Below are 25,992 nucleotides of genomic sequence, written 5' to 3'. Positions count from 1 at the left end.
CGCCCCCGGGCGCCGAGCCCGCCCGAGCGGCCGGGGTGACGGCCGGCCAGCGCCCGACCGCCTGCGGCACCGTGGGCGGCTCGCCGACTCCTGTTCACCAGGAGCGGAGCCATCAGGGAGGCGCGCTCAGGCGGTCGTAGCACTTGATCTTGTTGTTCGGCGAGGAACAGGATCATGACGTGCGGAAACTGTTGACTTTGGCTGATCGGGAGGAGATCTCCCGGGGGTTGGCCGCTGGCCGGCGGTTGTGCGACATCGCTGCGGTGGTGGGGCGGGATCGGTCGGTGATCTCTCGTGAGGTCGCCCGTCACGGCGGCCGGGCCGGCTACCGGGCGGGGCCGGCTGAGGAAGCGGCGCGGGTCGGGCGGTCCCGGCCGAAGATGTTCGCGGTGGACCGGTCACCGCGGCTGCGGGAAGTAGTGACCGGGTTGTTGCAGATCGGCTGGTCCCCGGCCTCGATCGCGGGCCGTCTGCCCCGGCTCTATCCGACCGACGAGACTTACCGGGTGTCTCACGAGGCGATCTACCAGTGGGTCTATGCCACCCCGGTGTCCACCCTGGCTCGCGAGTTGATCGCGTTACGGACCCGCCGGACCGCCCGTCGTGGCGGCGGTAGGCCTCCATCTGCTCCCCGGATCGTCGAACCGACCTACATCGATGAACGACCTACTGAGGCTGAGGGGCGGGCGGTGCCCGGGCACTGGGAGGGCGACCTGGTCATCGGTAAAGCAGGTAAGACCGCGGTAGCGACGCTGGTGGAGCGCACTTCGCGGTTCCTGGTCCTGGTCCCGCTGCACGGGCGTGACTCCCACACTGTGACCCGGGCGGTGGTCGCTGCGACCGCTGGGCTCCCCGAGGTGATGCGCCGCTCGCTGACCTGGGACTGCGGGGCCGAGATGGCCGCCCACCACGTGGTGTCCATGGAGGCTTATTCAGGGCCCGTGAAATAACGATCTAGCCCGGCGTGTCGGGTTGGGCGACAGCCCGTCCATCGCGAAGATTAATTTGCCGAATCAATCCAAGATGAACGGGTTGTCGCAGTATGAGGCTTATTCAGGGCCCGTGAAATAACGATCTAGCCCGGCGTGTCGGGTTGGGCGACAGCCCGTCCATCGCGAAGATTGGTTTGTCGAATCAATCCGAGATGAATGGGCTGTCGCAGTATGTACTATACCACTGGCTTTCGGCGTGATGAGATTCAGGATCTTGCCGCTCTGGTGCATGAGCAGGATCAGCGGAACGCGACTGGCCTGCGACGGCCTTGGCCGCCGATTCTGGGATTGTTCTGGTCGGTGGTGATCACGTTGGCGTATCTGCGCGGGAATCGTGTGCAGTGGGAGTTGGCGGAAACCTACGGGGTGTCGCAGTCGACGGTCAGTCGAGCGATCGCGGGGGTGACACCGTTGCTGGCGCAGGCGCTGCGGAGTGTAGTTCCGACTGCGGAGGAGCTTCGTGCCGATCGGCAGTACATCATCGACGGAACCCTGCTGCCCTGCTGGTCATGGACCGCCGTACCAGGTCTGTGGTCGGGCAAGCATCGCACCACCGGCGTCGTCGTCCAGGTCGCAGCCACCCTGGAAGGGCAGCTGTCGTGGATCTCCGACCCGACCCCAGGCTCCCGACACGACCTACATTGCCTCGACCAATCCGGCGCCCTCGACCACCTCGCCACATACCCACCGATCGGCGATAAAGGCTACATCGGGCGCGGCATGCTCACCCCGTTCAAAAAACAACCCGGCCGGGAACTTCTCGACTGGCAGAAAACATTCAACAAGAGCCTCAACCGCACACGCGCCACCATCGAGCGAGTCATCGCCCATATCAAGTCGTGGAAAGTTCTCCACACAGACTACCGCCGACCCTACGCCACATTTAAAACGACGATCTCGGCAGTCATCGGACTCATCTTCTACGCACTTACCTGACGGAGCCTGAATAAGCCTCTATGTACTATACCACTGGCTTTCGGCGTGATGAGATTCAGGATCTTGCCGCTCTGGTGCATAAGCAGGATCAGCGGAACGCGACTGGCCTGCGACGGCCTTGGCCGCCGATTCTGGGATTGTTCTGGTCGGTGGTGATCACGTTGGCGTATCTGCGCGGGAATCGTGTGCAGTGGGAGTTGGCGGAAACCTACGGGGTGTCGCAGTCGACGGTCAGTCGAGCGATCGCGGGGGTGACACCGTTGCTGGCACAGGCACTGCGGAGTGTCGTTCCGACGGCGGAGGAGCTTCGTGCCGATCGGCAGTACATCATCGACGGAACCCTACTGCCCTGCTGGTCATGGACCGCCATACCAGGTCTGTGGTCGGGCAAGCATCGCACCACCGGCGTCGTCGTCCAGGTCGCAGCCACCCTGGAAGGGCAGCTGTCGTGGATCTCCGACCCGACCCCAGGCTCCCGACACGACCTACATTGCCTCGACCAATCCGGCGCCCTCGACCACCTCGCCACATACCCACCGATCGGCGATAAAGGCTACATCGGGCGCGGCATGCCCACCCCGTTCAAAAAACAACCCGGCCGGGAACTTCTCGACTGGCAGAAAACATTCAACAAGAGCCTCAACCGCACACGCGCCACCATCGAGCGAGTCATCGCCCATATCAAGTCGTGGAAAGTTCTCCACACAGAGAGGCTTATTCAGGGTGATCATGGAGCGAGGCGCTTCCCCGGGTCAGCGTCTCAACGCAGCAGTCTGTTGAGCGTCCCTGAATAAGCCTCAGACTACCGCCGACCCTACGCCACATTTAAAACGACGATCTCGGCAGTCATCGGACTCATCTTCTACGCACTTACCTGACGGAGCCTGAATAAGCCTCAAGGGCTCGATGCCGGTCTACTTCGCTCGCCCGCGCTCTCCCTGGCAGCGCGGCAGCAACGAGAACCTCAACCGCATCGTGCGCGAGTACCTCCCCAAAGGCGTGGAGATCCCCTCCGACCCCACCTACCTGTCCATGATCGCCGCCGACATCAACGACCGACCACGTAAAATCTTCGACTGGAAGAAACCCTCCGAGGTATTCAGCGAACTCATCGAGGCAAGTGCTTCCACCGCCTGAGCGCGCCGGATCCAGATCTCGTACGCACCGGCGAACTTCGACACACCGATCAGGACCACGCCTACTCCGAACGCTGGCCACCATGTCGTCGTGCCCCGCGGAAGGACCGCGGTATTCGATCGGCGCTCCTGCCTGCGAAGGACGAGGCCCAGCGTCAACATTACGAGTCCGCTGACGATCTGCAGGATACTTGCAGCCAAGCCAGCGGCCGATACTGCGGCAGCGAGGGACGTCATCGTGGAATGATGCACGATCTTGCACCACCTATCAGGCGAGGATCCAGAGGACAACTGTTTTCCTCGCGGATCCTTGAAGCCAACAGCGACGCGCACGTCCGGTCGCGCAGTGGCACGTGATCCGCACGGCCCTCGGTCTCGAGCAAATGCGGTTCCACGATCTGCGGCACACCGCGGTGTCGCTGTTGCTCGCGCTCGGCGTCCCGCCGCACGTGGTCCGGGAGATCGTCGGGCACAGCGACGTCAAGGTCACGATGACCGTCTACGCGCACGGCAACCTCGACGAGAAGGCCGCCGCTCTGACCCAGCTGAGCACCGCTCTCACCGGCGCGTTGCTGTCACCGGTTGCTGTCAACGAGGGGCAGGAGGACCGGTCGTGATCGTCGATCATGGGTCTGACCTGTGGCGGAAGCGGGGGGATTCGAACCCCCGGTCCTTTCGGACGCCCGCTTTCAAGGCGGGTGCATTCGGCCGCTCTGCCACGCTTCCGATCGGGAGGGTAACGGGACCGCTCAGCGCTCCGCGCGGTAGTAGGTGACCGGCCCCATCCTCGTCGCCCCGTGCCCGACCACCACCGCATCGGTGAAACCGGCGGCCGCGAGCAGCTCCGGCACCGGCTGCGCCCCGTGACCGTGGCCGCCGTGACCGTGACCGTGGCCGTGCCCGCCGTGGCGGGACCGGCGGTGGGCCGGGTCGAAGCGTGCCAGCAGCGACAGCACCCTGTTCACGACGCGCATCCGTCCGGCGGTGCGCGGGTCGTGATCGAGGTCGACCAGGTGCAGGCTCCCGCCCGGCGCCAGGACGCGGTGCGCCTCCCGCAGCGCCGCGACCCGGGCGTCGGCGGCGATGTGGTGCAGCATCAGCGAGGAGAGGACCCGGTCGACGCTGCCGTCGGCGAGGGGCAGGTCCTCGGCCACACCGATCTGCAGCTGCAGCTCGACGCCGGCGTCTGCCGCCTTGCGGCGGGCCATCGCGATCGCCTCCGGGTCGGGGTCGACGCCGTGCACGGTGGCCGTCGGAACGGCCTCAGTGGCGCGCAGCAGGACGTTCCCGGTCCCGCAGCCGATCTCCAGCACGCGGTCCCGCGGGCCGATGCCCGCCTGCGCCAGCAGCCGCCAGTACATCGGGACGGCGCCACTGAGCCGGGCCACGGTGTCGTAGCCGGGGAGCAGCCGCGAGCTGACGAGCGCGGGTGTGTGGGCGTGCGTGGTCATCGGTTCCCCTCGGACGAACTTCGTGTACGTCACCGACCCTTCCTGGCCTGCGAACTGCCTACAAGGCACTATCTGTGGCCGTGGTGGGACGAAGTTCGGGCGTTCCGCTGGTCGGCTTCGCACACTCCCCGGTGCCGATCGCGGCCCAGCACGTCGACGGGCCGGGAGCGTCGCTGCCCCGGGTACGGGGGCCGCACGCGCACGACTTCCTGCTGCTCGTCCACGTCGTCCGCGGCACCTGCACGTACCGAGTCGACGGGCGCGCCTGGGAGCTCGGCGAGGGCGACGCGTTCGTGATCGCCCCCGGCGCGGTGGTCGACCACGCCCGGGAGAGCGCGGAACCACCCGGCGAGCTGTGGTCGGTGATCTTCCCGGCCGAGGCGGTCGCGCCCGCGTCCTGGCAGGACCATCCGCTGCTCGCGCCGTTCGTCGGACGCCACCGCGGTGGCGGGCAGCGGATCCGGGTCCCGCCCGAGGAGCGGGCGACCTGGCGGGCCCGCTTCGCCGACCTCGACGACGAGCTGACCCGCCGCCGCGACGGTCACGCCGAGGCTGCTCGCGCGCACCTCACCCTGCTGCTGGTGGCCCTGGGTCGGCTCGTCGACGACGTGCCCGCCGAGTCCGGCGACCCGCTGCTCGCGGCGGTGTTCGCCGTCGTCGAGGAGCGGTTCGCCCAGCAGCTGTCGCTGCGCGAGGTCGCCGCCGCCGTCGGACTGACCCCCGGGCACCTGACCACCGTCGTCGGGCGCAGGACCGGGCGGACCGTGCAGCAGTGGATCACCGAGCGCCGGATGCGGGAGGCGCGGCGGCTCCTCGCCTCCACCGACCTCCCGGTCGCCGAGGTGGGCGCCCGGGTCGGCTACCCCGACCCCGGCTACTTCGCCCGCCGCTTCCGTGCCGCGCACGGCGTCGCGGCCGCGACGTGGCGGGCCGGACCCGGGACACCCTGACGGGTGGCGGGGGACGTCCGCGCCGGTGCGGTCCGGCGCGGTGTGGTGGGATTCCACGGTCTCATCTCGGGAGGACGACGTGCGGTTCGACGAGAACGCCCAGCTCGACACGTCCGGCGTGGACGACCTGCGAGGCTCCGGCGGTGGCCGGGGCGGCGGGGTCGGCGGCCGGGTGGCAGGCGCGGGCGGCGGCCTGGGCCTCGTCGGCGTCATCCTGTACCTGCTGCTGTCGAACTTCGCGGGTGTCGACATGTCCGGGATGGGCGCGGGTGACGGCTACCCCGGGCTCGACCAGGTCGGCGCAGGCCAGACGGCGGACAACTCGTCGCTGCAGCAGAACTGCGCCACCGGCGAGTCGGCGAACACCTCGACGGACTGCCGTGTCGTCGCCGTCGTCAACTCCCTCGACGACTACTGGGCCACCCAGTTCTCCTCCGGTTTCACCCCGCCGCGCACGAACTTCTTCTCCGGCGGGGTCAGCACCAACGGCTGCGGGTCGGCGACGTCGGACAGCGGGCCGTTCTACTGCCCCGCCGACTCCGAGATCTACATCGACCTCACATTCTTCCAGGAGCTGCAGACCCGCTTCGGCGCGAAGGGCGGACCGTTCTCGCAGGCCTACGTGATCGCCCACGAGTACGGCCACCACATCCAGAACCTCACCGGCACCAACCGCCGCGCGGGCAACGACACCGGCCCGACCTCCGGCTCGGTGCGTCTGGAGCTGCAGGCCGACTGCTACGCGGGCATCTGGGCCAACCACGCGACGACGACGCCCGGCCCGTCCGGGAAGCCCCTGATCACCCAGCTGGACCAGTCCGACATCGACGCCGCCCTCGACACCGCGTCCCGGATCGGCGACGACTACATCCAGTCCAACCTGGGTGGCGGCCGGGTCGACGAGTCGCAGTTCTCGCACGGCAGCTCCGCGCAGCGCGAGAAGTGGTTCACCACCGGCCTGCAGAGCGGCAACCCCGACTCCTGCGACACCTTCGCCGCACGCAGCCTCGACTAGCGCCGTAGCCGCCCGAGCTGGTGATCCAGCACGGCGAGCGCGCCGGCCTCGTCGGCATCGCCGAGCAGGACGGACTCGGCGATGCCACCGGCCAGTGCCAGGAGCACGGTCGCCTCCCGGTCCGGGTCGAGCGCGGCGAGCTCGCCGGCGTCGCGGGCCGCTGCGAGCCGGTCGGCGACGGCCGCACGGATCAGGCGGTTGCCCGTCCGGTAGGTCTCGCGCAGCCGGTCGTCGCCGAGTGCACGGATGAGGAAGGCGGAGCCGACCCGGGCGTCGGTGCGGGCGTAGTCGTCGAGCGGGAGCAGTGCGACCAGCAGGGCGCGAACCTCCCCCAGCGGCGACGACGGCGCGGCCGCCGCCATCCGCGCGCGCACCCGCTCGTCGACCCGCAGCCGCAGGTGCTGCGCGGCGAAGTCCAGCAGCTCGTCACGCGAGGCGAAGTAGTGCTGGACCCGCCCCTTCGAGACCCCTGCCTCCTGCGCCACCCGGGCCAGGCTGACCGCCTCCAGCCCCTCGGCCGCAGCGATCCGCCAGAGCGCCTCCGCGATCTCCCCGCGGCGCTGCCCGTGGTCGACCACCTTCGGCATCTCCACCTCGTTCCGATCCGATCGGCTTGCGAAAAGCCCCTGCCGGCTTTTACAGTCCGATCGTATCGTGAAACGGGGGGACGATGCGCACCGGACACTTCACCAGCGCCGCGGCCCGGGACCGGTTCCGCGCGCTGTACGACGACGTGGCCGCCGGGCTGGGGCCGACGAGCAGCCGCGACATCCCCACCACGCACGGCGTCGTCCGCGTTCTGACCTGCGACGGACCTCCCGGGGACCCGTTCGTCCTGCTGCCCGGGGCGGGGTCGCCCGGAGTGAGCTTGGCGCCGAACGTGCCCGCGCTGCGGCGCCGGGCGACCGTGCACCTCGTCGACCCGCTCGGCGGTCCCGGCGCGAGCACCCAGGACGTGCCGCTCCGGTCGGTCGCCGACCAGGTCCGCTGGCTCCGCGACGTCCTCGACACACTCGGGCCGTGCCACCTCGTCGGGACCTCGATGGGCGGGCGCCTGGCGTTCGAGGTCGCCCGCCGCGCCCCGGCCGGGATCCGGACGCTCGGCCTGCTCGACCCGGCCCGCACCTTCACGGGCATCCCGGCCGGCACGGTGGCCGCCTCGATCGGAGCGCAGCCCGGCGCCCCGTCGTGGCTGCGCCGGCGGTTCGTCACCCACCTGGGAGGCGGCGCCGACGTCGTCGACGACCCGGTCGCCCGGCTCATCGAGGCGGGCCTGTCCGGCTACGCCTCCGCGATCCCGCTGCCACCGCTGCCCACGGCCCGCGACGTGGCCGCGGTCGGCGTCCGCACCCTGGTGCTGCTCGGCGGGCGCAGCACGATGCTCGACGCCGGCCGGGCGCGGGATCGGGCCGCGCTGCTGCCACGCGGCACCGTCGAGGTGTGGCCGGACGCCACGCACGCGCTGCCCGGGGAGTTCCCGGAGCGGGTCGCCGAGCGGCTGTCGTCGCTGGTGACGGCGTCGTGAAGCGCCGGGAGCTCGCGGTCACCGTGCTCGGCGACATCGTCGCGCCGCTGGTGCTGTTCTACGTCCTGCGGGCGGTCGGCGTCGCGGCCGGGCCGGCGCTGCTCCCCGGGTCCGCGGTCCCGGCGGCGCGGGCGCTGTGGGTGCTCCTGCGGCACCGGCGCGTCGAGTGGTTCGCGGTGCTCGTGCTCGTCCTGTGCGTGGCGAGCGCGGCGACCGCACTGCTCGGCGGCGACGACCGCGTCCTGCTCGCCCGCGAGGCCGTGGTCACCGCGGCGCTGGGCGTCGTACTGCTCGCGAGCGTCTTCTCGTCGCGCCCGGTGATGTTCGTGATCGGCAGGCTCACCCTCGCCGAGTCCGGCCACAGCCCCGACGAGTGGGACCGTCGCTGGGCCTCCTCCGCCCGGTTCCGCTCGATCTGGCGGTGGCTGACGGCGGGCTGGGCGGCGGGCCTGTTCCTCGACGCCGCCCTGCGGGTGACGTTCGCCTACACACTGCCGGTCGACGTGGTGCCCGCGGTGCAGGGCGTGCAGTGGTTCGCCGTGCTGGCGGTGCTGCTCGTCGTCGGGCAGGTGTGGCTGCGACTGCCCCGGCACCGCGCGCTGATCTTCAGCTGACCGCGGCTCATCAGCCGACCGGCGGCGCCGCGGCGAGGAACTCCGCCAGGTCCGCGGTGTAGCCCTCGACGACGAGCTCCCACCCGGGCCGCACGAACGCCTCCCGGTCGAGGCGCACCCGGTACTCGGTGACGCGCTCGTCGTCGTGGACGATCGTGGCGGTGCCGTCGTCGCGGTAGCCGAGCCGGGCCGACACCGCCGCGGACCGCGCGTTCCCCGCCAGGTACTCCGAGCGCGCCACCAGCGCGCCGAGGTGGTCGAAGGCGAACGCCAGTACCGCGGCCCGCATCTCGGCGCCGTGGCCGCGGCCCTGAGCGCGGCGCACCAGGTACGAGCCGGTCGAGACCTCGCGGCGCACGCCGAACCGGTCCCCCACCACGTCCTGCATGCCGACGACCCGGCCCTGCGCCCGCACGACGAACGTCAGCGTCCACCACTCCGGTGACGCCCTCGCCCGGTTCCCCCAGTAGTACTGCGCCATGCCGCGCTCCAGGTACCGCGGGTCCGCCCGGGTCCACGGCGTGCGGAACGGCATCTCCGACGACGGGTGGATCCCGCTGCCGTGCACGGCCTCCACCAGCTCGCGGAGCGACGCGTCGTCCTCGATGCGCAGCTCCAGGCGCGGGGTCCGCAGGGTCAGCCCGGCCAGCGGCCACGGGTCGGGCACCGGGTCGATCGGCGCGGGGAGCACGTCCATCGGTCGACCGTGCCGGATCGCCGGGATGCGCGCCACGGAATACGGTCGGCTCCCATGTGGGCGATCACCTTGACCGAGTACGGCGGACCCGAGCAGATGACGTGGGCCGAGGTGCCCGACCCCGAGCCAGGGCCGGGTGAGGTCGTGCTCGACGTCGTCTCCTCGGCCGTCAACCGGGCCGACCTCCTGCAGGTCCAGGGGAACTACCCGGTCCCGCCCGGCGCGTCGGAGATCCTCGGGCTGGAGTGCGCGGGCCGGATCGCCGCGCTCGGCGAGGGCGTGACCGGCTGGTCGGTCGGCGACGAGGTCTGCGCCCTGCTCGCCGGCGGCGGCTACGCGACGAAGGTCGCCGTCCCGGCCCCGCAGCTGCTGCCCGTCCCCGGGGGCGTGTCGCTGGAGGAGGCGGGCGGCCTGCCCGAGGTCGCCTGCACCGTCTGGTCGAACGTGTTCCTGGAGGGCCGGCTCGCCGAGGGCGAGACGTTCCTGGTCCAGGGCGGCTCGTCGGGCATCGGCACGCACGCGATCCAGGTCGCGAAGGCGTTCGGCGCACGCGTCGCGGCCACCGCGGGCCACGCCGACCGGATGCAGTTCTGCCGTGACCTGGGCGCCGACATCGTCATCGACTACCACGACGACATCGCCGAGGAGCTGAAGAAGGCCACCGACGGCCACGGCGCCGACGTCATCCTCGACAACATGGGCGCCAAGGGCCTGGCGAACAACCTGTCGGCGCTGGCCCGCGACGGTCGACTGATGATCATCGGGATGCAGGGCGGGGTGAAGGCCGAGCTCAACATCGGCGCCCTGCTGGCCAAGCGCGGCCACGTCTCGGCGATGGGCCTGCGCGGCCGCCCGGTCGAGGGGCCGCACTCGAAGGCCGAGATCGTCGACGGGGTCCGGGAGAACGTGTGGCCGCTGTTCGCCGATGGCCGGGTGAAGCCGGTCGTCTTCGAGCGCTTCGCGATGTCCGACGCCGCCGACGCCCACCGCAGGCTCGCCGCCGGTGGGGTCACCGGCAAGCTCCTCCTCGTGAACTCCTGAGCGGGCGGGTCCAGAATGGGGCACATGAGCGACGAGCAGGAGACGTCCGGAGACCGGGTCGTGGTGGTCGGCGCCGACGGGCGGCCGGTGGGCATGGCGTCGGTCCCGCAGGACGACGACGGGTCCACGCAGAGCCCGGCCGGCCTGGTCGAGCAGCCCGCGAAGGTCATGCGGATCGGCACGATGATCAAGCAGTTGCTGGAGGAGGTGAAGGCGGCACCGCTGGACGAGGCGTCCCGCGAGCGGCTCAAGGAGATCCACGAGAACTCCGTCAAGGAGCTCGAGGAGGGTCTCGCGCCGGAGCTGCGCGAGGAGCTGCACCGGCTCAGCCTGCCGTTCACGGCGGACACGACCCCGTCGGAGGGCGAGCTGCGGATCGCCCAGGCCCAGCTGGTCGGCTGGCTGGAGGGCCTGTTCCACGGCATCCAGACCGCGCTGTTCGCCCAGCAGATGGCCGCCCGCGCCCAGTTGGAGCAGATGCGCCGCGGGCTGCCGCCGGGGATGGGCGGCGGGGCCCCCGAGCAGGGCGGCGTACCGGAGGGCATGGGTCGCGGGACCGGGCAGTACCTCTGACCCACGCCGACGACCTGCGGTTTCGCGGTGTCCCGGCGGGGGGCTCCCCTGCCGGGACCGCGGACGGCGTCTGAGTACCCTCACCGGGTGGCCGTGACCGTGACCGACAACGAGCCGGGCGACGTCGTCGACCCGTCCGAGGTGTCGAGCCCGCGCAGCTGGCGCCGGGCGTTCGCGGACCTCGCCCAGGGCTGGCGGCAACGGCCGTTGTGGGGCTACCTCGGCTGGCAGGACATCAAGCAGCGCTACCGCCGCTCCGTCCTGGGGCCGCTGTGGATCTCGATCAGCATGGGCGTCATCGCCCTCGGCCTGGGCATTCTCTACTCGGCGCTGTTCGGGATGTCGCTGGCGACGTTCCTGCCGCACGTCGCCGTCGGGCTGCTGATCTGGAACTTCGTGTCCGGCTGCATCCTCGAGGGCAGCGAGGTCTTCATCGCCAACGAGGGCCTGATCAAGTTCCTGCCCGCCCCGCTGAGTCTGCACATCTACCGGCTCGTGTGGCGGCAGACGCTGTTCTTCCTGCACAACCTGGTCGTCTGGGTCGTGCTGATGATCGTGTTCCCGCATCCGCTGGGGCTGTCGACGCTGCTGGCCGTCCCGGCCTTCGCGCTGCTGGCCGTCAACGGCGCGTGGGTCGCGATCCTGTCCGGGATCCTCGCGACCCGCTTCCGGGACATCCCGCCGATCATCGCCAGCGTGACCCAGCTGATCTTCTACCTGACCCCGATCGTCTGGTCGGTCGACACGCTCAGCAAGAACGACGTGGCCCGCGAGCGCGCGCAGCTGGTCGAGCTGAACCCGGTCTTCCACTTCGTCGAGATCGTGCGTCAGCCACTGCTCGGCCAGGAGATCGTCGGCCGGTACTGGCTGGTCACCGGCGTGATCACGCTGGTCGGCTGGGCCGCGGCACTGATCTGCCTGCGCAACTACCGCTCCCGCGTCGCGTACTGGGTGTGAGCCGCTGTGACTGAACCCCGCATCCGGATCGACCGCGCCGCCGTCGACTTCCCGATCTTCGACGCCAAGACGCGCTCGCTGAAGAAGGCCGTCCTCGGCAGGGCGGGCGGCCGGATCGGCACCGACGCCAAGGTGCCGATCATCGAGGCGCTGCGCGACATCACCGTCAGCCTGGACAAGGGCGCGCGCGTCGCACTCGTCGGGCACAACGGCGCCGGCAAGTCCACGCTGCTGCGACTGATGGCCGGCATCTACGAGCCCACCCGTGGCCGCTCGATGGTCCGCGGCAAGGTCGCGCCCGTGTTCGACCTCGCCGTCGGGATGGACCCGGAGATCTCCGGCTACGAGAACATCCTGATCCGCGGCCTGTTCCTGGGCATGACACGCAAGCAGATGGAGGCGCGGATCGACGACATCGCCGCCTTCACCGAGCTCGGCGACTACCTGGAGATGCCGCTGCGGGCGTACTCGACGGGCATGCGGGTGCGGCTCGCGCTCGGCGTCGTCACCTCGATCGACCCCGAGATCCTGCTCCTCGACGAGGGCATCGGCGCCGTCGACGCGGAGTTCCTGAACAAGGCCCGCGACCGGCTGCACGAGCTCGTCGACCGCTCCGGGATCCTGGTCTTCGCCTCGCACTCCGACGAGTTCCTCGCCGACCTGTGCGACACCGCGCTGTGGATGGAGCACGGGACGATCAAGGAGTACGGCCCGCTGCACGAGGTCCTCGACCACTACAAGGGGCGGACCCCGTCGTGACCGTACCGCTCCCGCCCGGCTCGGTCGTCGGCGTCATCGTGACGCGGCACCGCGCCGAGCTGCTCGTCGACTCGCTCGCGGCGATGGCGAAGCAGACCCATCCGCTGGCCCACTTGATCGTCGTCGACAACGGGCCGGACCGGCCCGCCCGCGACGCCGTCGAGGCGTGCCCACTGCCGACGACCTGGCTGCCGTCGTGGTCCAACCTCGGCGGTGCCGGCGGCTTCGCCCTGGGGATGCTGCACGCCCTCGCGATGGGCGCCGAGTGGATCTTCCTGGCCGACGACGACGGCCACGCCGCCGACGAGTCCACGCTCGCCACGCTGCTCGAGGTCGCGCAGCGGCACCAGCTCGCCGCGGTGTCCCCGGTGGTCGCCGACAAGGCCGACCCGGACCGCCTCGCCTTCCCGCTGCGCCGCGGCGTCACCTGGCACCGGTCCCGCTCGGCGCTGGGCCCCGACGACCTGCTGCCCGGCATCGCCAGCTTCTTCAACGGCGCCCTGTTCCGGGCCTCGACCCTCGAAGTCGTCGGGGTCCCGGACCTGCGCCTGTTCGTCCGCGGCGACGAGGTGGAGATGCACCGGCGGATGGTCCGGTCCGGGCTGCCGTTCGGCACCGCGTTGCAGGCCACCTACCTGCACCCCTACGGCTCCGACGAGTTCAAGCCGATGCTCGGCGGGCGGCTGCACGCCCAGGACCCGGGCGACGAGGTCAAGCGCTACTACACCTACCGCAACCGCGGCTACCTGATGTCCCAGCCGGGGATGCGCAGGATCGGCCTCCTGGAGCTGCCGAGGTTCGCCTGGTACTTCCTGGTGACCAAGCGCGACCCGGGCGCCTTCCGCGACTGGCTCACCCTGCTCCGCCAGGGGCGCCGGGAACAGTTCCACCGCGCCCCCTGATCATCCACACCCCTTGACCGTCGTCCACACCCGTTGCAACAGGTGTGGATGCCCCGCAGTGGGTGTGGATGCGGTGTCCACACCCGGTGGAGTTGTCCACAGGGCGCTGGTTGGGGGCGATGGGGCGGCCGTGGTCGGTCAGTGTCACCGGTATGACACGCGAGACGCTCCGGGGCGTCGCACACGGCCTGGTCCGGCGTAGCCGGCTGCGGGAGCAGGGGTTCTCCGACGACGAGATCGACGCGCTGCGGCGTAGCGGGGTCCTGACCGGTGTCCGGCGCGGGGTCTACCGGCTCACCGACGGGGGCGGATCGGACTCGGCCGTCGTCGACCACGCTCTGCGTGCCCGGGCCGCCGCGCCGGGACTGTCCCCGGATGCGGTGTTCGGCCACGTCACCGCGGCCGTGCTGCTCGGCCTGCCGGTATGGGCCGTCCCGCTCGATCGGCTCCACGTCCTCCGGTCCCGCCCCACCGGTGCCCGGACCCGCGGTGACATGGTCGTACACAGCGGAGCACTCGCCTCCGACGACGCGGTCGAGGTCGACGGCCTGCGCCTGACGGGTCCCGCCCGCACGGTCGTCGACCTGGCCCGGTCGTTGCCCACGGAACAGGCGCTGGTCGTCGCGGACGGCGCCCTGCATGCCGCGGTCGTCGACGGGCGCACCGGGCACCCTCGACCGGGCGCGACATCGCCCGACGACATCACGTCGGCGCTGGCCCGGGCCACCGGGACCACAGGAGTGGGCACGGCTCGCCGGACCCTCGCCCTCGTCGACCCGGCGAGCGAGAGTCCCGGGGAGACCCGCAGCCGTCTCGGGATGCACCTGTCCGGCCTGCCCACCCCGGTGACGCAGTGGCCCGTGCCCGGGACCCGTTACCGTGCCGACTTCGCCTGGCCGGGGCTGCGTGTCGTCGGCGAGTTCGACGGGCGCGTGAAGTACGGGCGCGCCCGCTGTCCCGGCGGGGATGCGGCCGAGGCGCTCTGGGAGGAGAAGCGCCGGGAGGACCGCATCCGCCGCACCGGGCTCGTCGTCGTCCGCTGGACCTGGCAGGAGATCACCGACCCCGGCCCGCAGGGCATGGTCGCCACCCTCCGCTCCGCGCTCCGGTCCTGACGGATCCACACCCCCTGTCTGGCGTCCACACCCGTTGCAGCAGGTGTGGATGCCCGAGAACAGGTGTGGATGCGGGGGTCAGTCCTTGAAGATGACCCAGCGCAGCATGACGAAGTTGATCGCGGTGGCGGTGCCCTGGGCGACCAGCCAGGCGAGGCTGGTGTCGTAGCTCAGCGGCGGCAGCAGGTGCAGGACCAGGGAGTTCATGCCGACGTTGACGGCGAAGGTCGTGCCGTAGAGGGCCACGAAGCCGGCGAACCTCGCGCGGCCGCCGGTGTTCGCGCCGGTGAAGGTGAAGCGCTTGTTGAGCAGGTACGCCGTCGTCGTACCGAGGATGAAGCTGATGCCCTTGGCGAACGGCACCCACAGGCCCGCGTTCAGGAGCAGGTGATAGACGCCGAAGTCGACGATCGCGGAGAGCACGCCGATCGCGACGAAGCTGCCCAGCTGGCGGACGAGGCCGAGGCGCGGGGCCGGGGCGTCGGCCGGACCGGTGGCCGGGGGCTCGGCCCGGGTGGGCTCGGTGGCGGTCACCCATCGAGGGTAGCGGCGCGCGCCGCAACGACCGCGTCGACCCACCGAAGCGCAAGTCGCGCCCCTCCGACCTGCCGATCCGTACGCGACCGTGGACAGGGCAACGCCCTTTGCCGTACAAAGTTGGTGACGGAGCAAACCAGTTGGTAGTGGGGGAAGCATGCAGGATCGGACGGACACCGACGTCGACGACCAGCCGCCGCGCTCACCGGCCGACGCGCTCGCGATCATCGAGCGCGAGCAGGCCCGGCAGGTCCCGCCGTACTGGATCTTCTATCTGATCTGGGGCGCGGCCTGGGCGGTCATCGGGCTCGCCTGGTTCGCGAACGGGACCGGGGCGGTCACCGCGCTCACCGCGGGCGTTCTCACGGGGCTGGCGATCGCCGGGGGGGCGATCAGCAGCGGCGTGGTCGGCGCCCGGATGGGACGCGGCGTCGCCGGGCCGAGCCAGCTCCACGGCGCCCTCTACGGCTGGGTCTGGCCGGTGGCGATGATCGGTGTCGTCGCGCTGGTGATCGGCCTCGGCCGGCTCGGCGCGCCGGTCGGGTTCGCCATGCCCGCGCTGTTCGTGTTCGTCACCGGCGGCCTGTTCGCGGTCGGGGCCGCGGTCTGGCGCAACGTCCCCGACTACGCACTCGGACTCGGACTGCTGGTGCTCGGGGCAGCGCTGCCGTTCGTCCCGGCACCGTGGCACGCGCTGACGCTGGCCCTCGTCGGCGGCGGCGCACTGGTCGCCACCGGACTGTGGACACGGGCGCGGGTGGTACGATGACCGAGCTCGACCCCGTCATCCACGCCCAGGCCCGGCTGCGGGTCACCGCCACCCTCGCGGCACTCGACGACGGCGACCGCATGACCTTCCCGCGCCTGCAGGAGCTGCTCGGCATGACCGCGGGCAACCTGTCCACGCACCTGCGCAAGCTGGAGGACTCCGGCTACGTCGCGATCACCAAGACGCACCAACGACGCACCCCGGTGACCTTCGTCGAATTGACGAGAACGGGCCGGCGGGCCTTCGAGGACTACACGACGGCCCTGCGAGCGCTGCTCGACCCGTCGTCGGACCCCTCGGAGGTGCCGTCGTGACCGCCCCGGTGGAGCTGCGCGGGGTCTCCCGCCGCTACGGCGACACCTCGCCCTCGACGACGTCGACCTCGTCCTGGAGCCCGGCAGCCTCACCGGACTGCTCGGCCCGAACGGCGCGGGCAAGTCGACGCTGGTCAACCTCGTGTCCGGGCTGCGCCGGCCGGACACCGGCACGGTGCGGATGTTCGGCGGGGACCCGCGGGACGCGGCGAACCGGGTCGCCCTGGGCACCACCCCGCAGCAGACGGGGCTGCCGGACACGCTGCGGGTCGGGGAGATCGTCCGGTTCGTCGGCGCCCACTTCCCCGACCCGGTCGGGGCCGGCGAGCTGCTGGAGCGCTTCGGCCTCGACGGGCTGGAGCGACGCCAGGCGGGCGGGCTGTCCGGCGGCCAGAAGCGCCGCCTCGCGCTCGCGCTCGCGTTCATCGGTCGTCCTCTGCTGGTGCTGCTCGACGAGCCGACGACCGGCCTGGACATCGAGGGGCGCCACGCGCTCTGGGACACCGTCCGCGAGTTCCACGCCGGCGGCGGGACCGTCCTGCTGACCACCCACTACCTGGACGAGATCGAGTCGCTGGCGGAGCGCGTCGTCGTCCTGGCCGGCGGTCGGATCCGCGCCGACGGCGACGTCGACGCCGTCCGTGGTGCTGTCCGGGGCGGCCGGGTCGCGTTCCGGACCACGACGGCACCCGGGGGACCGGCGGTGCCCGACGACCTGCCCGGCGTGGACCGGGCCGAGGTCGACGGCGACCGCGTCGTGCTGCACACCCCCGACGCCGACGAGCTCGTCCGCGCCCTGGTCCGCCACGACGTCCCGTTCACCGACCTCGCCGTCTCCCGCGCCTCGCTGGAGGACGCGTTCCTCACCCTGACCGGAGGACAGGCATGAGCATCGCCACGGCGCACGCCCGCTACCTGATCCTGGAGCAGCTGCGGATCCCGGTCGCGGTGCTGTCCACCGCGCTGTTCCCCGCCCTGACCCTTTGCTTCTTCGTGCTGCCGTTCGACTGGGGCGACGACCCGGTCGCGGCGACCCGCACGGTCGCCCAGCTCGCGCTGTTCGGCGTGCTCAGCGGGTTCCTGTTCACCTTCGGGGTGGGCGTCGCCGACGACCGCGAGAAGCCGTGGGACCCGTACCTGCGCACGCTGCCCGCGCCCGCGTCGGCCCGGGTGGTCGGCCGGCTCGCGGTCGGTGTGCTGTTCGCGCTGCTCGGGATGCTGCCGGTGGTCGTGCTCGGCGCGCTGCTCACACCCGCGGCCGTCGAGCCCGCCCGGCTGCCGGGCGCGGTGCTGGCGCTGCTGGTGGCCGGGCTGCCGTTCCTGTTCGGCGGGCTCGCGATCGGCTACTCGCTGCCGACCAAGGTGGCGCTGCCGGTGACCCAGCTGGCGTTCTTCCCGATGGCCTTCGGCGGCGGGCTGCTGCTGCCGCCGGAGCTGTTCCCCGGCTGGCTGGCCCGCGCGACCGAGCTGCTGCCCACCCGCGGGGCCCGCGACCTGCTGCTCTGGTCGCTCGGCGGACCGGCCCCGAGCGGCCGGCACTGGGCGCGTTCGCGGTGTGGACGGTCGGGCTGGCCCTGCTGGTGGGTTGGGCCTACCGGCGCGACGAGGGCCGTCGCTTCCGGTGAACCGGGTCAGAAGTGACGGCCGGCGAAGGTGTAGCGGGGCCGCACCGTGACCGAACCGGCGGCCGTCCGGCCGTAGACGCGGAAGTGCGGGCGGCCGTGGACGGCGCGGCTGGGCATCTTCGAGCGGACCGAGCCGTACTGGGAGACGAGGCCGTCGACGTCGGCGGTGGCGTTCTCCGGGACCAGCAGCCGGGCCGAACCGGCGCCGAGCTCCAGCTCCACCTCGACGACGGGCAGGGGCAGCTGCGCGTCGCAGAAGTCCAGTAGCACCGCGCCGAGCGAGGTCTGCACCCGCAGCCGGGCCGGGACCGCCCAGTCGCCGCGGCGCTTGACCCCGCTCATGCCGCCGCGCAGCACCGTGGGCGGGCCGACCGGTGTGGCGAGGACGTCCGCGGACAGGTTCAGCGGGTCCCCGGGCAGGTCGGACAGCACGGGGAGCAGCTCGGAGCCGAACCGGGCGCCGTAGACGACCGACAGCCGCTCCTGCAGCTCCTCGACCGAGATGCGGCCCTCGCCCAACGCGTGGTTGAGCCGCGCCGCGACGCGCTCGCGGTCGGCGTCGGAGATCCTGATCTCCCGACCCTCTCCGGGTAGCCGCGCGCCGGTCACCCCACCAGGGTAAACACCTAGCCGACGGGTGCGCCGTCCGGCAGCCGGAAGAGCCACACCCCGCCGTCGAACCGGCCGGGGTCGCCGGTCACCCGGCGGGTCCAGGCCAGCGCCCTGGCCTCGTCTCCCCCGGCGTACCCGGGGACGAACGCGACGGCGGTGATCCCCAGGTCGCGCAGCTCGCGGTGGGCGGCGGCGGCGTAGTCGTCGCTGGGCTCGTCCTTGCCGTCGGCGACCCACTGCGCCCCGATCTGGTAGCGGTTCCAGCGGGACTGGATCGCGACGTCGTCGTCGGGGTCGGAGGCGATGAAGTAGCCGCCGCGGATGCGGAACGCCGGGCCGGAGGCCGCCTGCCACCGCAGGCCCTGGGCGCCGTCGTCCCAGGCCGCGGTGATGCGTGGGTAGATCTCGACGACGTCGGCCGGGCCCAGCGGCGCCGCCCCGGCCGCGAAGAAGGCGGGCACCGGAGCGGGCCGGACCTCCTGGGCGTCGGCGGGCAGCCACGACACCACGGTCAGCGCGGTCAGGGCGACGGCGCCGACCGCCGTCGCCGGGGTGTCGAGCGGCATCCGGTCCACCCACAGCGCTACGACGACGGCCACGCACATCGCCGTCACCACCTGGATCCGGACCGGCTCGACCTCCGACAGCAGCGGCACCTCGGCGAACACCAGCCAGGGCAGCGGGATCCCGGTGTAGTCGCCCAGCAGCACCACGCTCGTGCCGAGCGAGGCGACCCAGGACAGGAACCCGACCGCCGCGACCACCCGCAGCGTCGTCGACCGGACGACCAGCACCGCGACGACGACCAGCGCCAGCGCGGCGAGGCCGACGTAGCCGCCCTGCTCACCGATGTGGCCGCCGAGCTCGGCGTCCGTGCCGTCGGGGACCGCGCGAACGGCGGTCAGCCGGGTCGGGACCAGCAGGTTCGCCAGGTCCGCCCCCGTGGCGTGCACGTTGCGGATCGGGCCGCGCGGCCGGTTCGGCCCGGCCAGCACCAGGTACAGCGGGTACGCGCCGAGCACCACGAACACCCCGACGCAGGCCAGTCCGGCCCGGGCCAGCCCCGGCAGGTGGGCGGGGACCCGGCGCGGGAACCGCAGCGCGAGCACGATCGCGGTGACGACCAGGAAGATCACGCCGATCGCGAGGGTCTGGGTGTAGAGGACGAGCTGCCCGACCAGGGCGAGCCCGGCCGCCGCCCCGACCGTCCACGGCCGGCGCAGCGGCCCTCGCGCGAACAGGTGGTGGGCCAGCAGCAGGAGCAGCGGCGGCAGCAGCGACCACGTGAGGTTGAGGTGCCCGGCGATCGCGTGCGCGAGGTGGAACGGGGAGAACGCGTACAGCGCTCCGGCGATCCCGCGGGCGGCCCAGCCGCGACCGGTCCGGCCCACGTACGGGCCGAGCGCGGCGACCAGCACCAGCCCGGAGACGACCGGGCCGAGGATCAGGCCGACGTTGAACGCGGTCACCGAGCCCGCGACCAGGGTCACCGGGGCCAGCGCCAGCGCCAGCAGCGGCACCGCGGTGTTCCACAGTGCGTTGAGCCCGTACGGCCAGTGCATCCAGTCGGTGACCAGCGGGTTCTCCCCGTGCGTCACGGCGAACGGGAACCAGTGGATCCACCAGGAGAACATGTCGGCGTCGGCGGTGACGTGGCCGATCAGCAGACCGCCCGGGTCGGCGAGCACCCGGCGCTGCAGCCACAGCGAGCCCAGCAGGTACCCGAGCCCGAGCAGCACGTACAGCCCCGCGGTCGCGCCCCGGCCCCGCGCCGGTGGCAGCGGGAGGCGGACCTGCCGCTCGTCGAGCACGCGCCCAGGGTCGCACCCGTCGCCGTCGGGGCCCCTCGCTACCCTGGCGACGATGACGGACACGACCGTTCCCCGCAGCACCAGGACCGACGCCCCGGCGCGACGGACCGCCTCCCTGCACGGCTGGGGGCGGACCGCGCCGACGATCGCCCAGCTCGTCACCCCCCGCGACGCCGAGGACGTGGCCGAGGCCGTCCGCACGGCGGGCGAGCGCGGCGTGATCGCGCGCGGGCTCGGCCGGTCCTACGGCGACCCGGCACAGAACGCGGGCGGCGTCGTCCTCGACATGCCGGGGCTGAACCGGATCCACGCCATCGACCCGGACACCGGCGTCGCGGACGTCGACGCGGGCGTCAGCCTCGACCAGCTCATGCGCGCCGCGCTCCCGCTCGGGCTGTGGGTCCCGGTGCTGCCGGGCACCCGTCAGGTCACGATCGGCGGGGCGATCGGCGCCGACGTGCACGGCAAGAACCACCACACCAAGGGCAGCTTCGGCAACCACGTCGAGTGGCTGGCGCTGGTGACCGCGGACGGCTCGGTGCGCGAGCTGACCCCCTCCGGGCCGGACGCCGAGCTGTTCTGGGCGACCGTCGGCGGGATGGGCCTGACCGGGGTGATCGTGCGGGCCAGGGTGCGGCTGCACCGGACCGAGTCGGCGTACTTCGTGGTCGACACCGACCGCACCGACGACCTCGACGGCCTGCTCGAGCTGCTCACCGACGGCTCCGACGACACCTACGGCTACTCCGCGGCGTGGTTCGACACCACCGCGACCGGCGCCCGGATGGGCCGGTCGGTGCTGACCCGCGGCTCGCTCGCCACCGTCGACCAGCTCCCCGCGAAGCTGCGGTCCGAGCCGCTGAAGTTCGACGCGCCGCAGCTGCTGACCTTCCCGGACGTCTTCCCGAACGGGCTGGCCAACAAGCTGTCGCTGACCGCGTTCTCCGAGCTGTGGTTCCGCAAGGCACCGAAGCGCCAGCGTGGCTCGGTGCAGAACATCACGGCCTTCTACCAGGTGCTCGACGTGTTCGGGGACTGGAACCGGGTCTACGGCTCGAAGGGCTTCCTGCAGTACCAGTTCGTCGTCCCGATGGGGGCCGAGACCGAGCTGCGCCGCATCGTGTCGAAGATCGCGGCCTCGCCGCACAAGTCCGGGCTGAACGTGTTCAAGCGCTTCGGCGCGGGCAACGACGCACCGCTGTCGTTCCCGACGGAGGGCTGGACGATCACCGTCGACTTCCCGATCGCACGCGGCCTGTCCCGCTTCTGCACCGAGCTCGACGAGATGGTGCTGGCCGCCGGCGGGCGCCTGTACCTGGCGAAGGAGTCGCGCACGTCGCCGGAGGCCTTCGCCGCCGGCTACCCGCGGTTCGCCGAGTGGAAGGCGATCCGCGACGGCGTCGACCCCACCGGCGTCTTCGCCTCCGACATGTCCCGCCGCCTCGCACTGACCCTCTGACGTCCGGAGCCAGCACCATCATGATCGACGCAGTCGGCAACCCGCAGAGCGTCCTGCTCCTCGGCGGCACCTCCGAGATCGGCCTGGCCACCGTGCGCGCGTTCGCCGCGGACCGCCCGTTGCGGGTCGTGCTCGCCGCCCGCACCGGCCCCCGGCTCGACGCCGCCCGCACCGAGCTCGAGGCGCTCGGGTGCGGCGTGGAGACCATCGAGTTCGACGCCCGGGACATCGAGACCCACCCCGAGGTAGTCAAGAAGGCCTTCGCGGGCGGGGACATCGACGTCGCCGTCGTCGCGTTCGGGCTGCTCGGCGACAACGAGAAGGCCTGGACCGACGTCGACCACGCCGTCGAGCTGGCGCAGGTCAACTACACCGCGACCGTCTCCACCGGGGTCGCGCTGGCCGAGCGGTTCCGCGCGCAGGGCCACGGCTCGCTCGTCGCGATCTCCTCGGTCGCCGGGGAGCGGGCCCGCCGCTCGAACTTCGTCTACGGCTCCACCAAGGCCGGGATGGACGCGTTCTACACCGGTCTGACCGAGGCGCTGCGCGAGTTCGGCGTGACCGTGACGATCGTCCGGCCCGGCTTCGTGCACTCGAAGATGACCGAGGGCCTCGACGCCGCACCGCTCGCGACCACCCCGCAGGCCGTCGCCGACGTCATCGTCGACGCGGTGCGGACGGGCAAGGAGCTGGTCTGGGCGCCGGCGCCGATGCGCTTCGTGATGAGCGCCCTGCGCCACGTGCCGCGGCCGATCTTCCGCAAGCTGCCGATCTGAGAGCGTGTTTGGAAATTCTAGTGGGTTGAGGGTGTCGTGTGTTTCTGCTGGCGGGTGGCGGGGTATCCACGGGCGATGCGGCGGGTGATGGTGTTGATCGCGGCCCAGCGGATCATGGCTTCGGATGTGGTGGGGTGGCGTTCGTAGTCTCGGGCCAGGCGTCGGTGTGCGGTGAGCCAGGCCAGGGTCCGTTCGACCACCCACCTTCGTGGGAGGACGGTGAATCCGCGCTGCTCGGGTGGCTTGCGGATGATCTCGATCGTTGTCTGCAGGATCGTGGCGGCCCAGTCGAGCAGTCGCCCGGCGAAGTCGGCGTCGGCGTAGACGAACCGCACCCTGGTGCGCAGGTAGAGGTTGAGCAGGATCGGCTTGGCGCCGTCGCGGTCCTGTACCGAGGCCGAGCACACCATCGTGGTCAGCAGCAGACCGAGGGTGTCGGTCACGATGAACCGTTTCCGTCCGCCTGTCTTCTTCCCGGCGTCGTAGCCGCGGGAGTCCTGGCCGACGGTGTCGGCGCCCTTGACCGACTGGGAATCGATGATCCCCGCACTCGGCTCCGGATCACGGCCCTCGGCGATACGTAACTGCCCCCGCACGACCGGGAGGATCTTCTCGGTGACCTTCTGCTGTTCCCACTGGTTGAAGTACCAGTAGACGGTCTGCCAGGGCGGGAAGTCCACCGGCAACGCCCGCCAGGCACACCCGGTCCGCACGACATACAAGATCGCGTCCAGCACGTCCCGACGAGCATGAGCAACAGGCCGCCCCCGCCGCGCGAGCGGCGGTAACAACGGCTCGATCACCACCCACTGGGCATCACTGGTGTCCGAGGGGTACCGGCGCGGTCGTTCCTGCATGCCGACCACGATGGAGCACCCCAGCCGTGTCGACCATCCCGACACACCCACCATTTCCAAACACGCTCTGAGCCCGGACGGGGCGGCCTACCAGCCGTCGACGTGCAGGACGGTGTCGAGCGGCTGGCGCTTCGCGGGCTTGAACGTGTCGCCGGTGTAGTACGCGACCGGCAGCAGGACCCCCTGCCGCACGTCGTCCGGGATCCCCAGCAGCTCGGCGATCTCCTTCTCGTACTGCAGGTGCAGCGTCGTCCAGGCGCTGCCCAGACCACGCGCGCGCAGCGCGAGCTGCAGGCTCCACGCGGCCGGCAGCAGCGAGCCCCACAGCCCGGCCTGGTTCGACGCCGGCAGCTCGGCCTTTGCAGTGATCGCGCCGATGACCAGCACCGGGACCTCGCCCATCCGGTCCGCGAGGTACTGCGCGCTGTCGGCGACGCGGAGCTGGGTGGCGTCGCGGTCGGCGTCGCCGTGGGAGCGGGTCGTCGGGTACTGCGCGGAGTTCCGGTAGGCGGTGAACGCCTTCCGGTAGTACTCGCCGACGGCCTTCCGCTTCTCGGCATCGGTGAGCACCAGCCAGTGCCAGCCCTGCTGGTTGGAACCGCTCGGGGCCTGCAACGCGACCTCGAGACTGTCCCGGACCACCTCCAGCGGGACCGGACGCTCCAGGTCAAGGCGCTTGCGGACCGACCGGGTGGTGGTGAGCAGCTCGTCGGGGCCGAGGGGCAGCACATCGCTCATGCCCTGCACGCTACGGCGCCGCCGGCCTCCTCGCGATGATCACCGCGCGCTCACCCGCGCCCGCCTCGCACGTGAGCCGCCCCGCGGACCGCTGCGCGCGGGTCGCGGCCAGACGCGGGTCGGCCCAGGTGGGGATGCCGCCGTAGGGGCCACGGGTCAGCCCGTCCGAGCCCTCCCGGACGATCTCGAACCCGGCCTCGACGAGGATCTCCCGGATCCGCAGGTGCCCGCGCGGGACCCGTGGCGGCACCCAGCGGGCACCGGCCAGCTCGCGGCCGCGGCCCTCGGCGTCGGCGGCGACGACGAGTGCGTGCCCGCCCGGTTCGAGCGCCCGGAACCAGCCGCCCGGGCCGAGGTCACCGGCGAGCGCGGCGTCCGGCAGCCGGTCGAGCACCTCCACCGCGGTCAGCGACGCGACCGGACCCGGCAGAGCGTCGAGGCTCAGGTGCACGGGGCAGCCCGGCGCACCGGCGCGCATCCGCTCCGCCTCGGCCTCCGAGCCGGCGAGCCCCGAGGCCGGGCCGAGCCGCGCCAGCCCGGCGAGCAGCGCCCCGCCGGCACCCGCCACGTCGAGGTAGGGGCCACGGCCCAGGTGGTGGCGGACCAGGCGCAGGTACCAGTGCAGTGCGGCCCGCTCCGGCGGTGCGGCACCGGTGGGCTCGGGCAGGTCGGCGAGGGGCGGGGTCGTGGGGATCATCGGTCCATCGCGTCGGTGGGCGGGACCCGTCCTGGGGCGCGACGGGCGGGCACGTCCATTGTCGCCGACGCGGCGCCGCGGTGTCCGGGCACCGGCGTCACGTCCCGGGCACCGGGATGCGGCGTCACCGGACCGCTCGCCCGGTGCGCGGACCGCCGCCCGGCGGGCACCGCCGGTCTCTTCGCCCCACGGGACCGGATCCGACGCGGACGCGGCCGTGCCCCCGGACCACGGTGGTGGTCCGGGGGCACGGCCGTGTTACCCGCTCCCCAGCGGTGTCTCAGGCCCCGTGCGCCGGCTTCTTCCGGGGGCGACGGGATGCGGCCGCACCCGAGGCGGCGACGATCGGCGTCGCGGCGCTGGCGTGGGCGTCGTCGCGACGACGGCTGGCGCGGCCGCAGTTCTCGACGCCGGTCCGCGTGCCGGGCAGCGCCGAGGCGGAGCGGATCGCCCGCGGCGCCGGGACGACACCACGGTCGTCGGCGAGCTCACGGGCCGCGATGTGCAGCGACCGCAGCCGCTCCATCCGGTCGACGCCGGAGGTGGTGCCGGTGCCCTCGACGACCGGGGTGAACAGGTCCCCGCCGGTCCCGGCGCCGCCGCTGCGCATCCGGCGACGGCCACCAGGTCCTCCGAGAGGTCGCTGTGCCCGGCGCCGTCGAAGTCGGCGGCCCGGGCCGCGGCCAGGCGCTCCAGCACCCAGCGGGCCGAACCGGCCGGGGCCGGGACGTCGATCTCGGCCGCGGCGGGCACGTCGGCGGGGTCGGCATCGGGGCGGCGCGGTGCCCGGGTGGGCAGCGCGGGCGCCGGGACGGCGATCGGGTCGGCCGGAGCCGGCTCGGACGCCGGGGCGGTGGGCTCGGGCTCGGCGACCGGCGCGGACGGGGCCGCGACGGGCCGGACGAGCGGCATGGCCGCGGTGCGCGCGTCGTCGGCCGGGTCCTGCTCCGCAGGTGTGGTGGGCGTCCAGCCCGACGTCGTGGCGACGGCGGGGCCCGCCGAGCGGCGGCGGACCACCGGCAGCGCCTCGGTCACCGACGGCACGTCGCCGGGCTCGTCCACGGCCACCGGCGGGCCGCGACGACCGGCTGCTCCCCGGTGCGGGCCGAGCGACAGCCGGCTGCTCCCCGATGC

30 protein-coding genes, 1 tRNA gene and 2 pseudogenes are annotated in these 25,992 nt (G+C 72.2%); 22 read left to right on the top strand and 11 right to left on the bottom strand.

Translation table 11 applies throughout. The annotated features are described in order from the left end of the window. The first annotated feature begins 179 nt into the window (after nt 1-179). From KPL57_RS19490 to KPL57_RS19470, 5 genes are all read left to right on the top strand, one after another. Nucleotides 180-950, top strand: a complete 771-nt coding sequence (locus tag KPL57_RS19490) for an IS30 family transposase (RefSeq protein WP_226352669.1) — start codon at nt 180-182, stop codon at nt 948-950. A 213-nt stretch (nt 951-1,163) separates the two neighbouring features. Next, nucleotides 1,164-1,928, top strand: coding sequence for a transposase family protein (locus KPL57_RS19485; protein WP_226350834.1), 765 nt, complete (start codon nt 1,164-1,166; stop codon nt 1,926-1,928). A gap of 20 nt (nt 1,929-1,948) precedes the next feature. Then, on the top strand, nt 1,949-2,722 hold the full coding sequence (locus tag KPL57_RS19480) for a transposase (protein WP_226352668.1): 774 nt from the start codon (nt 1,949-1,951) through the stop codon (nt 2,720-2,722). A 112-nt stretch (nt 2,723-2,834) separates the two neighbouring features. After that, a complete protein-coding gene (locus tag KPL57_RS19475; RefSeq protein WP_226352667.1) occupies nt 2,835-3,065 on the top strand; it encodes a hypothetical protein in 231 nt (76 codons plus the stop codon). A gap of 352 nt (nt 3,066-3,417) precedes the next feature. Further along, the gene (locus KPL57_RS19470) at nt 3,418-3,681 is read left to right on the top strand and encodes a tyrosine-type recombinase/integrase (RefSeq protein WP_226352666.1); all 264 of its coding nucleotides are present in this window, start codon (nt 3,418-3,420) and stop codon (nt 3,679-3,681) included. Between the two features lie 23 nt (nt 3,682-3,704). On the opposite strand, the gene KPL57_RS19465 is transcribed toward KPL57_RS19470, so the two are convergent. Continuing rightward, nucleotides 3,705-3,790: transfer RNA gene (locus tag KPL57_RS19465), tRNA-Ser, on the bottom strand. A gap of 23 nt (nt 3,791-3,813) precedes the next feature. Beyond that, on the bottom strand, nt 3,814-4,515 hold the full coding sequence (locus KPL57_RS19460) for a class I SAM-dependent methyltransferase (protein WP_226352665.1): 702 nt from the start codon (nt 4,513-4,515) through the stop codon (nt 3,814-3,816). An 80-nt stretch (nt 4,516-4,595) separates the two neighbouring features. Between KPL57_RS19460 and KPL57_RS19455 the strand changes: the two genes are divergently transcribed. Further along, nucleotides 4,596-5,465, top strand: a complete 870-nt coding sequence (locus tag KPL57_RS19455) for an AraC family transcriptional regulator (RefSeq protein ID WP_226352664.1) — start codon at nt 4,596-4,598, stop codon at nt 5,463-5,465. 79 nt (nt 5,466-5,544) lie between these two features. Then, nucleotides 5,545-6,480, top strand: coding sequence for a neutral zinc metallopeptidase (locus tag KPL57_RS19450; RefSeq protein WP_226352663.1), 936 nt, complete (start codon nt 5,545-5,547; stop codon nt 6,478-6,480). Here KPL57_RS19450 and KPL57_RS19445 read toward each other — a convergent pair. Then, entirely contained in the window at nt 6,477-7,067 is a 591-nt protein-coding gene (locus KPL57_RS19445) for a TetR/AcrR family transcriptional regulator (protein WP_226352662.1), read from the bottom strand. The genes KPL57_RS19450 and KPL57_RS19445 overlap by 4 nt on opposite strands. A gap of 83 nt (nt 7,068-7,150) precedes the next feature. Here KPL57_RS19445 and KPL57_RS19440 point away from each other — a divergent pair, with 83 nt between their 5' ends. Both KPL57_RS19440 and KPL57_RS19435 read left to right on the top strand, forming a co-directional pair. After that, complete coding sequence (locus tag KPL57_RS19440; protein ID WP_226352661.1) at nt 7,151-8,005, top strand: alpha/beta fold hydrolase; 855 nt, start codon at nt 7,151-7,153, stop codon at nt 8,003-8,005. Then, on the top strand, nt 8,002-8,619 hold the full coding sequence (locus KPL57_RS19435) for a VC0807 family protein (RefSeq protein WP_226352660.1): 618 nt from the start codon (nt 8,002-8,004) through the stop codon (nt 8,617-8,619). The genes KPL57_RS19440 and KPL57_RS19435 overlap by 4 nt, the downstream gene beginning before the upstream one ends. Before the next feature lie 10 nt (nt 8,620-8,629). Here the strand turns inward: KPL57_RS19435 and KPL57_RS19430 are convergent, their stop codons facing one another. Then, complete coding sequence (locus KPL57_RS19430; protein ID WP_226352659.1) at nt 8,630-9,316, bottom strand: GNAT family N-acetyltransferase; 687 nt, start codon at nt 9,314-9,316, stop codon at nt 8,630-8,632. A gap of 54 nt (nt 9,317-9,370) precedes the next feature. Here KPL57_RS19430 and KPL57_RS19425 point away from each other — a divergent pair, with 54 nt between their 5' ends. The 6 genes from KPL57_RS19425 (at nt 9,371) to KPL57_RS19400 (ending at nt 14,663) form a co-directional block, all read left to right on the top strand. Then, the gene (locus KPL57_RS19425; RefSeq protein ID WP_075309115.1) at nt 9,371-10,357 is read left to right on the top strand and encodes an NAD(P)H-quinone oxidoreductase; all 987 of its coding nucleotides are present in this window, start codon (nt 9,371-9,373) and stop codon (nt 10,355-10,357) included. 15 nt (nt 10,358-10,372) lie between these two features. Continuing rightward, on the top strand, nt 10,373-10,930 hold the full coding sequence (locus KPL57_RS19420) for a bacterial proteasome activator family protein (protein ID WP_051050488.1): 558 nt from the start codon (nt 10,373-10,375) through the stop codon (nt 10,928-10,930). Nucleotides 10,931-11,017: 87 nt separating this feature from the next. Then, complete coding sequence (locus KPL57_RS19415; RefSeq protein WP_020627925.1) at nt 11,018-11,887, top strand: ABC transporter permease; 870 nt, start codon at nt 11,018-11,020, stop codon at nt 11,885-11,887. A 6-nt stretch (nt 11,888-11,893) separates the two neighbouring features. Next, nucleotides 11,894-12,646, top strand: a complete 753-nt coding sequence (locus KPL57_RS19410) for an ABC transporter ATP-binding protein (protein ID WP_020627924.1) — start codon at nt 11,894-11,896, stop codon at nt 12,644-12,646. Beyond that, nucleotides 12,643-13,548, top strand: coding sequence for a glycosyltransferase family 2 protein (locus tag KPL57_RS19405; protein WP_226352658.1), 906 nt, complete (start codon nt 12,643-12,645; stop codon nt 13,546-13,548). Before KPL57_RS19410 ends, KPL57_RS19405 begins: the two co-directional genes overlap by 4 nt. A 152-nt stretch (nt 13,549-13,700) precedes the next feature. Further along, a complete protein-coding gene (locus KPL57_RS19400; protein ID WP_226352657.1) occupies nt 13,701-14,663 on the top strand; it encodes a type IV toxin-antitoxin system AbiEi family antitoxin domain-containing protein in 963 nt (320 codons plus the stop codon). 78 nt (nt 14,664-14,741) lie between these two features. Here the strand turns inward: KPL57_RS19400 and KPL57_RS19395 are convergent, their stop codons facing one another. Next, the gene (locus tag KPL57_RS19395; protein WP_308187905.1) at nt 14,742-15,197 is read right to left on the bottom strand and encodes a GtrA family protein; all 456 of its coding nucleotides are present in this window, start codon (nt 15,195-15,197) and stop codon (nt 14,742-14,744) included. A 160-nt stretch (nt 15,198-15,357) separates the two neighbouring features. On the opposite strand from KPL57_RS19395, the gene KPL57_RS19390 reads away from it, so the two are divergent. The 4 genes from KPL57_RS19390 to KPL57_RS19375 all read left to right on the top strand — a co-directional run bounded on the left by KPL57_RS19390 (nt 15,358) and on the right by KPL57_RS19375 (nt 17,924). Next, nucleotides 15,358-15,969, top strand: a complete 612-nt coding sequence (locus KPL57_RS19390) for a hypothetical protein (protein ID WP_226352656.1) — start codon at nt 15,358-15,360, stop codon at nt 15,967-15,969. Beyond that, complete coding sequence (locus tag KPL57_RS19385; protein WP_226352655.1) at nt 15,966-16,283, top strand: transcriptional regulator; 318 nt, start codon at nt 15,966-15,968, stop codon at nt 16,281-16,283. The genes KPL57_RS19390 and KPL57_RS19385 overlap by 4 nt, the downstream gene beginning before the upstream one ends. 73 nt (nt 16,284-16,356) lie before the next feature. After that, a complete protein-coding gene (locus KPL57_RS19380) occupies nt 16,357-17,172 on the top strand; it encodes an ABC transporter ATP-binding protein (RefSeq protein WP_226352695.1) in 816 nt (271 codons plus the stop codon). Next, nucleotides 17,169-17,924: an ABC transporter permease gene (locus tag KPL57_RS19375; RefSeq protein WP_226352654.1), complete on the top strand. Its 756-nt coding sequence runs from the start codon at nt 17,169-17,171 to the stop codon at nt 17,922-17,924. The genes KPL57_RS19380 and KPL57_RS19375 overlap by 4 nt, the downstream gene beginning before the upstream one ends. On the opposite strand, the gene KPL57_RS19370 is transcribed toward KPL57_RS19375, so the two are convergent. After that, nucleotides 17,915-18,517: a DUF1707 domain-containing protein gene (locus KPL57_RS19370; RefSeq protein WP_020627916.1), complete on the bottom strand. Its 603-nt coding sequence runs from the start codon at nt 18,515-18,517 to the stop codon at nt 17,915-17,917. The two genes, KPL57_RS19375 and KPL57_RS19370, sit on opposite strands and share 10 nt — an antisense overlap. A gap of 17 nt (nt 18,518-18,534) precedes the next feature. After that, nucleotides 18,535-20,331 (bottom strand): hypothetical protein, encoded by a 1,797-nt coding sequence (locus KPL57_RS19365; protein WP_226352653.1) that lies wholly within the window; start codon nt 20,329-20,331, stop codon nt 18,535-18,537. A gap of 52 nt (nt 20,332-20,383) precedes the next feature. Here KPL57_RS19365 and KPL57_RS19360 point away from each other — a divergent pair, with 52 nt between their 5' ends. Then, nucleotides 20,384-21,790: an FAD-binding oxidoreductase gene (locus tag KPL57_RS19360; protein WP_075309122.1), complete on the top strand. Its 1,407-nt coding sequence runs from the start codon at nt 20,384-20,386 to the stop codon at nt 21,788-21,790. 20 nt (nt 21,791-21,810) lie between these two features. Further along, nucleotides 21,811-22,566, top strand: coding sequence for a decaprenylphospho-beta-D-erythro-pentofuranosid-2-ulose 2-reductase (locus tag KPL57_RS19355; RefSeq protein WP_226352652.1), 756 nt, complete (start codon nt 21,811-21,813; stop codon nt 22,564-22,566). 1 nt (nt 22,567) lies between these two features. On the opposite strand, the pseudogene KPL57_RS19350 reads toward KPL57_RS19355, so the two are convergent. The 4 genes and pseudogenes from KPL57_RS19350 to KPL57_RS19335 form a co-directional block, all read right to left on the bottom strand. Further along, a pseudogene (locus KPL57_RS19350) lies at nt 22,568-23,477 on the bottom strand (IS5 family transposase); the annotation flags it as partial. A 33-nt stretch (nt 23,478-23,510) separates the two neighbouring features. Then, nucleotides 23,511-24,161: a nitroreductase family protein gene (locus KPL57_RS19345; RefSeq protein ID WP_226352651.1), complete on the bottom strand. Its 651-nt coding sequence runs from the start codon at nt 24,159-24,161 to the stop codon at nt 23,511-23,513. 10 nt (nt 24,162-24,171) lie between these two features. Continuing rightward, entirely contained in the window at nt 24,172-24,858 is a 687-nt protein-coding gene (locus KPL57_RS19340; RefSeq protein WP_226352650.1) for a hypothetical protein, read from the bottom strand. 280 nt (nt 24,859-25,138) lie between these two features. Further along, nucleotides 25,139-25,468 carry a hypothetical protein gene (locus KPL57_RS19335; RefSeq protein ID WP_226352649.1) on the bottom strand — a complete coding sequence of 110 codons (330 nt, stop codon included), beginning with the start codon at nt 25,466-25,468 and terminating at the stop codon, nt 25,139-25,141. Nucleotides 25,469-25,648: 180 nt separating this feature from the next. Here KPL57_RS19335 and KPL57_RS19330 point away from each other — a divergent pair. Then, nucleotides 25,649-25,992, top strand: a pseudogene (locus KPL57_RS19330) (hypothetical protein); the annotation flags it as partial.

The organism is Pseudonocardia sp. ICBG601, assembly GCF_020496245.1.
This window is presented reverse-complemented; position numbering and strand designations above follow the sequence as displayed.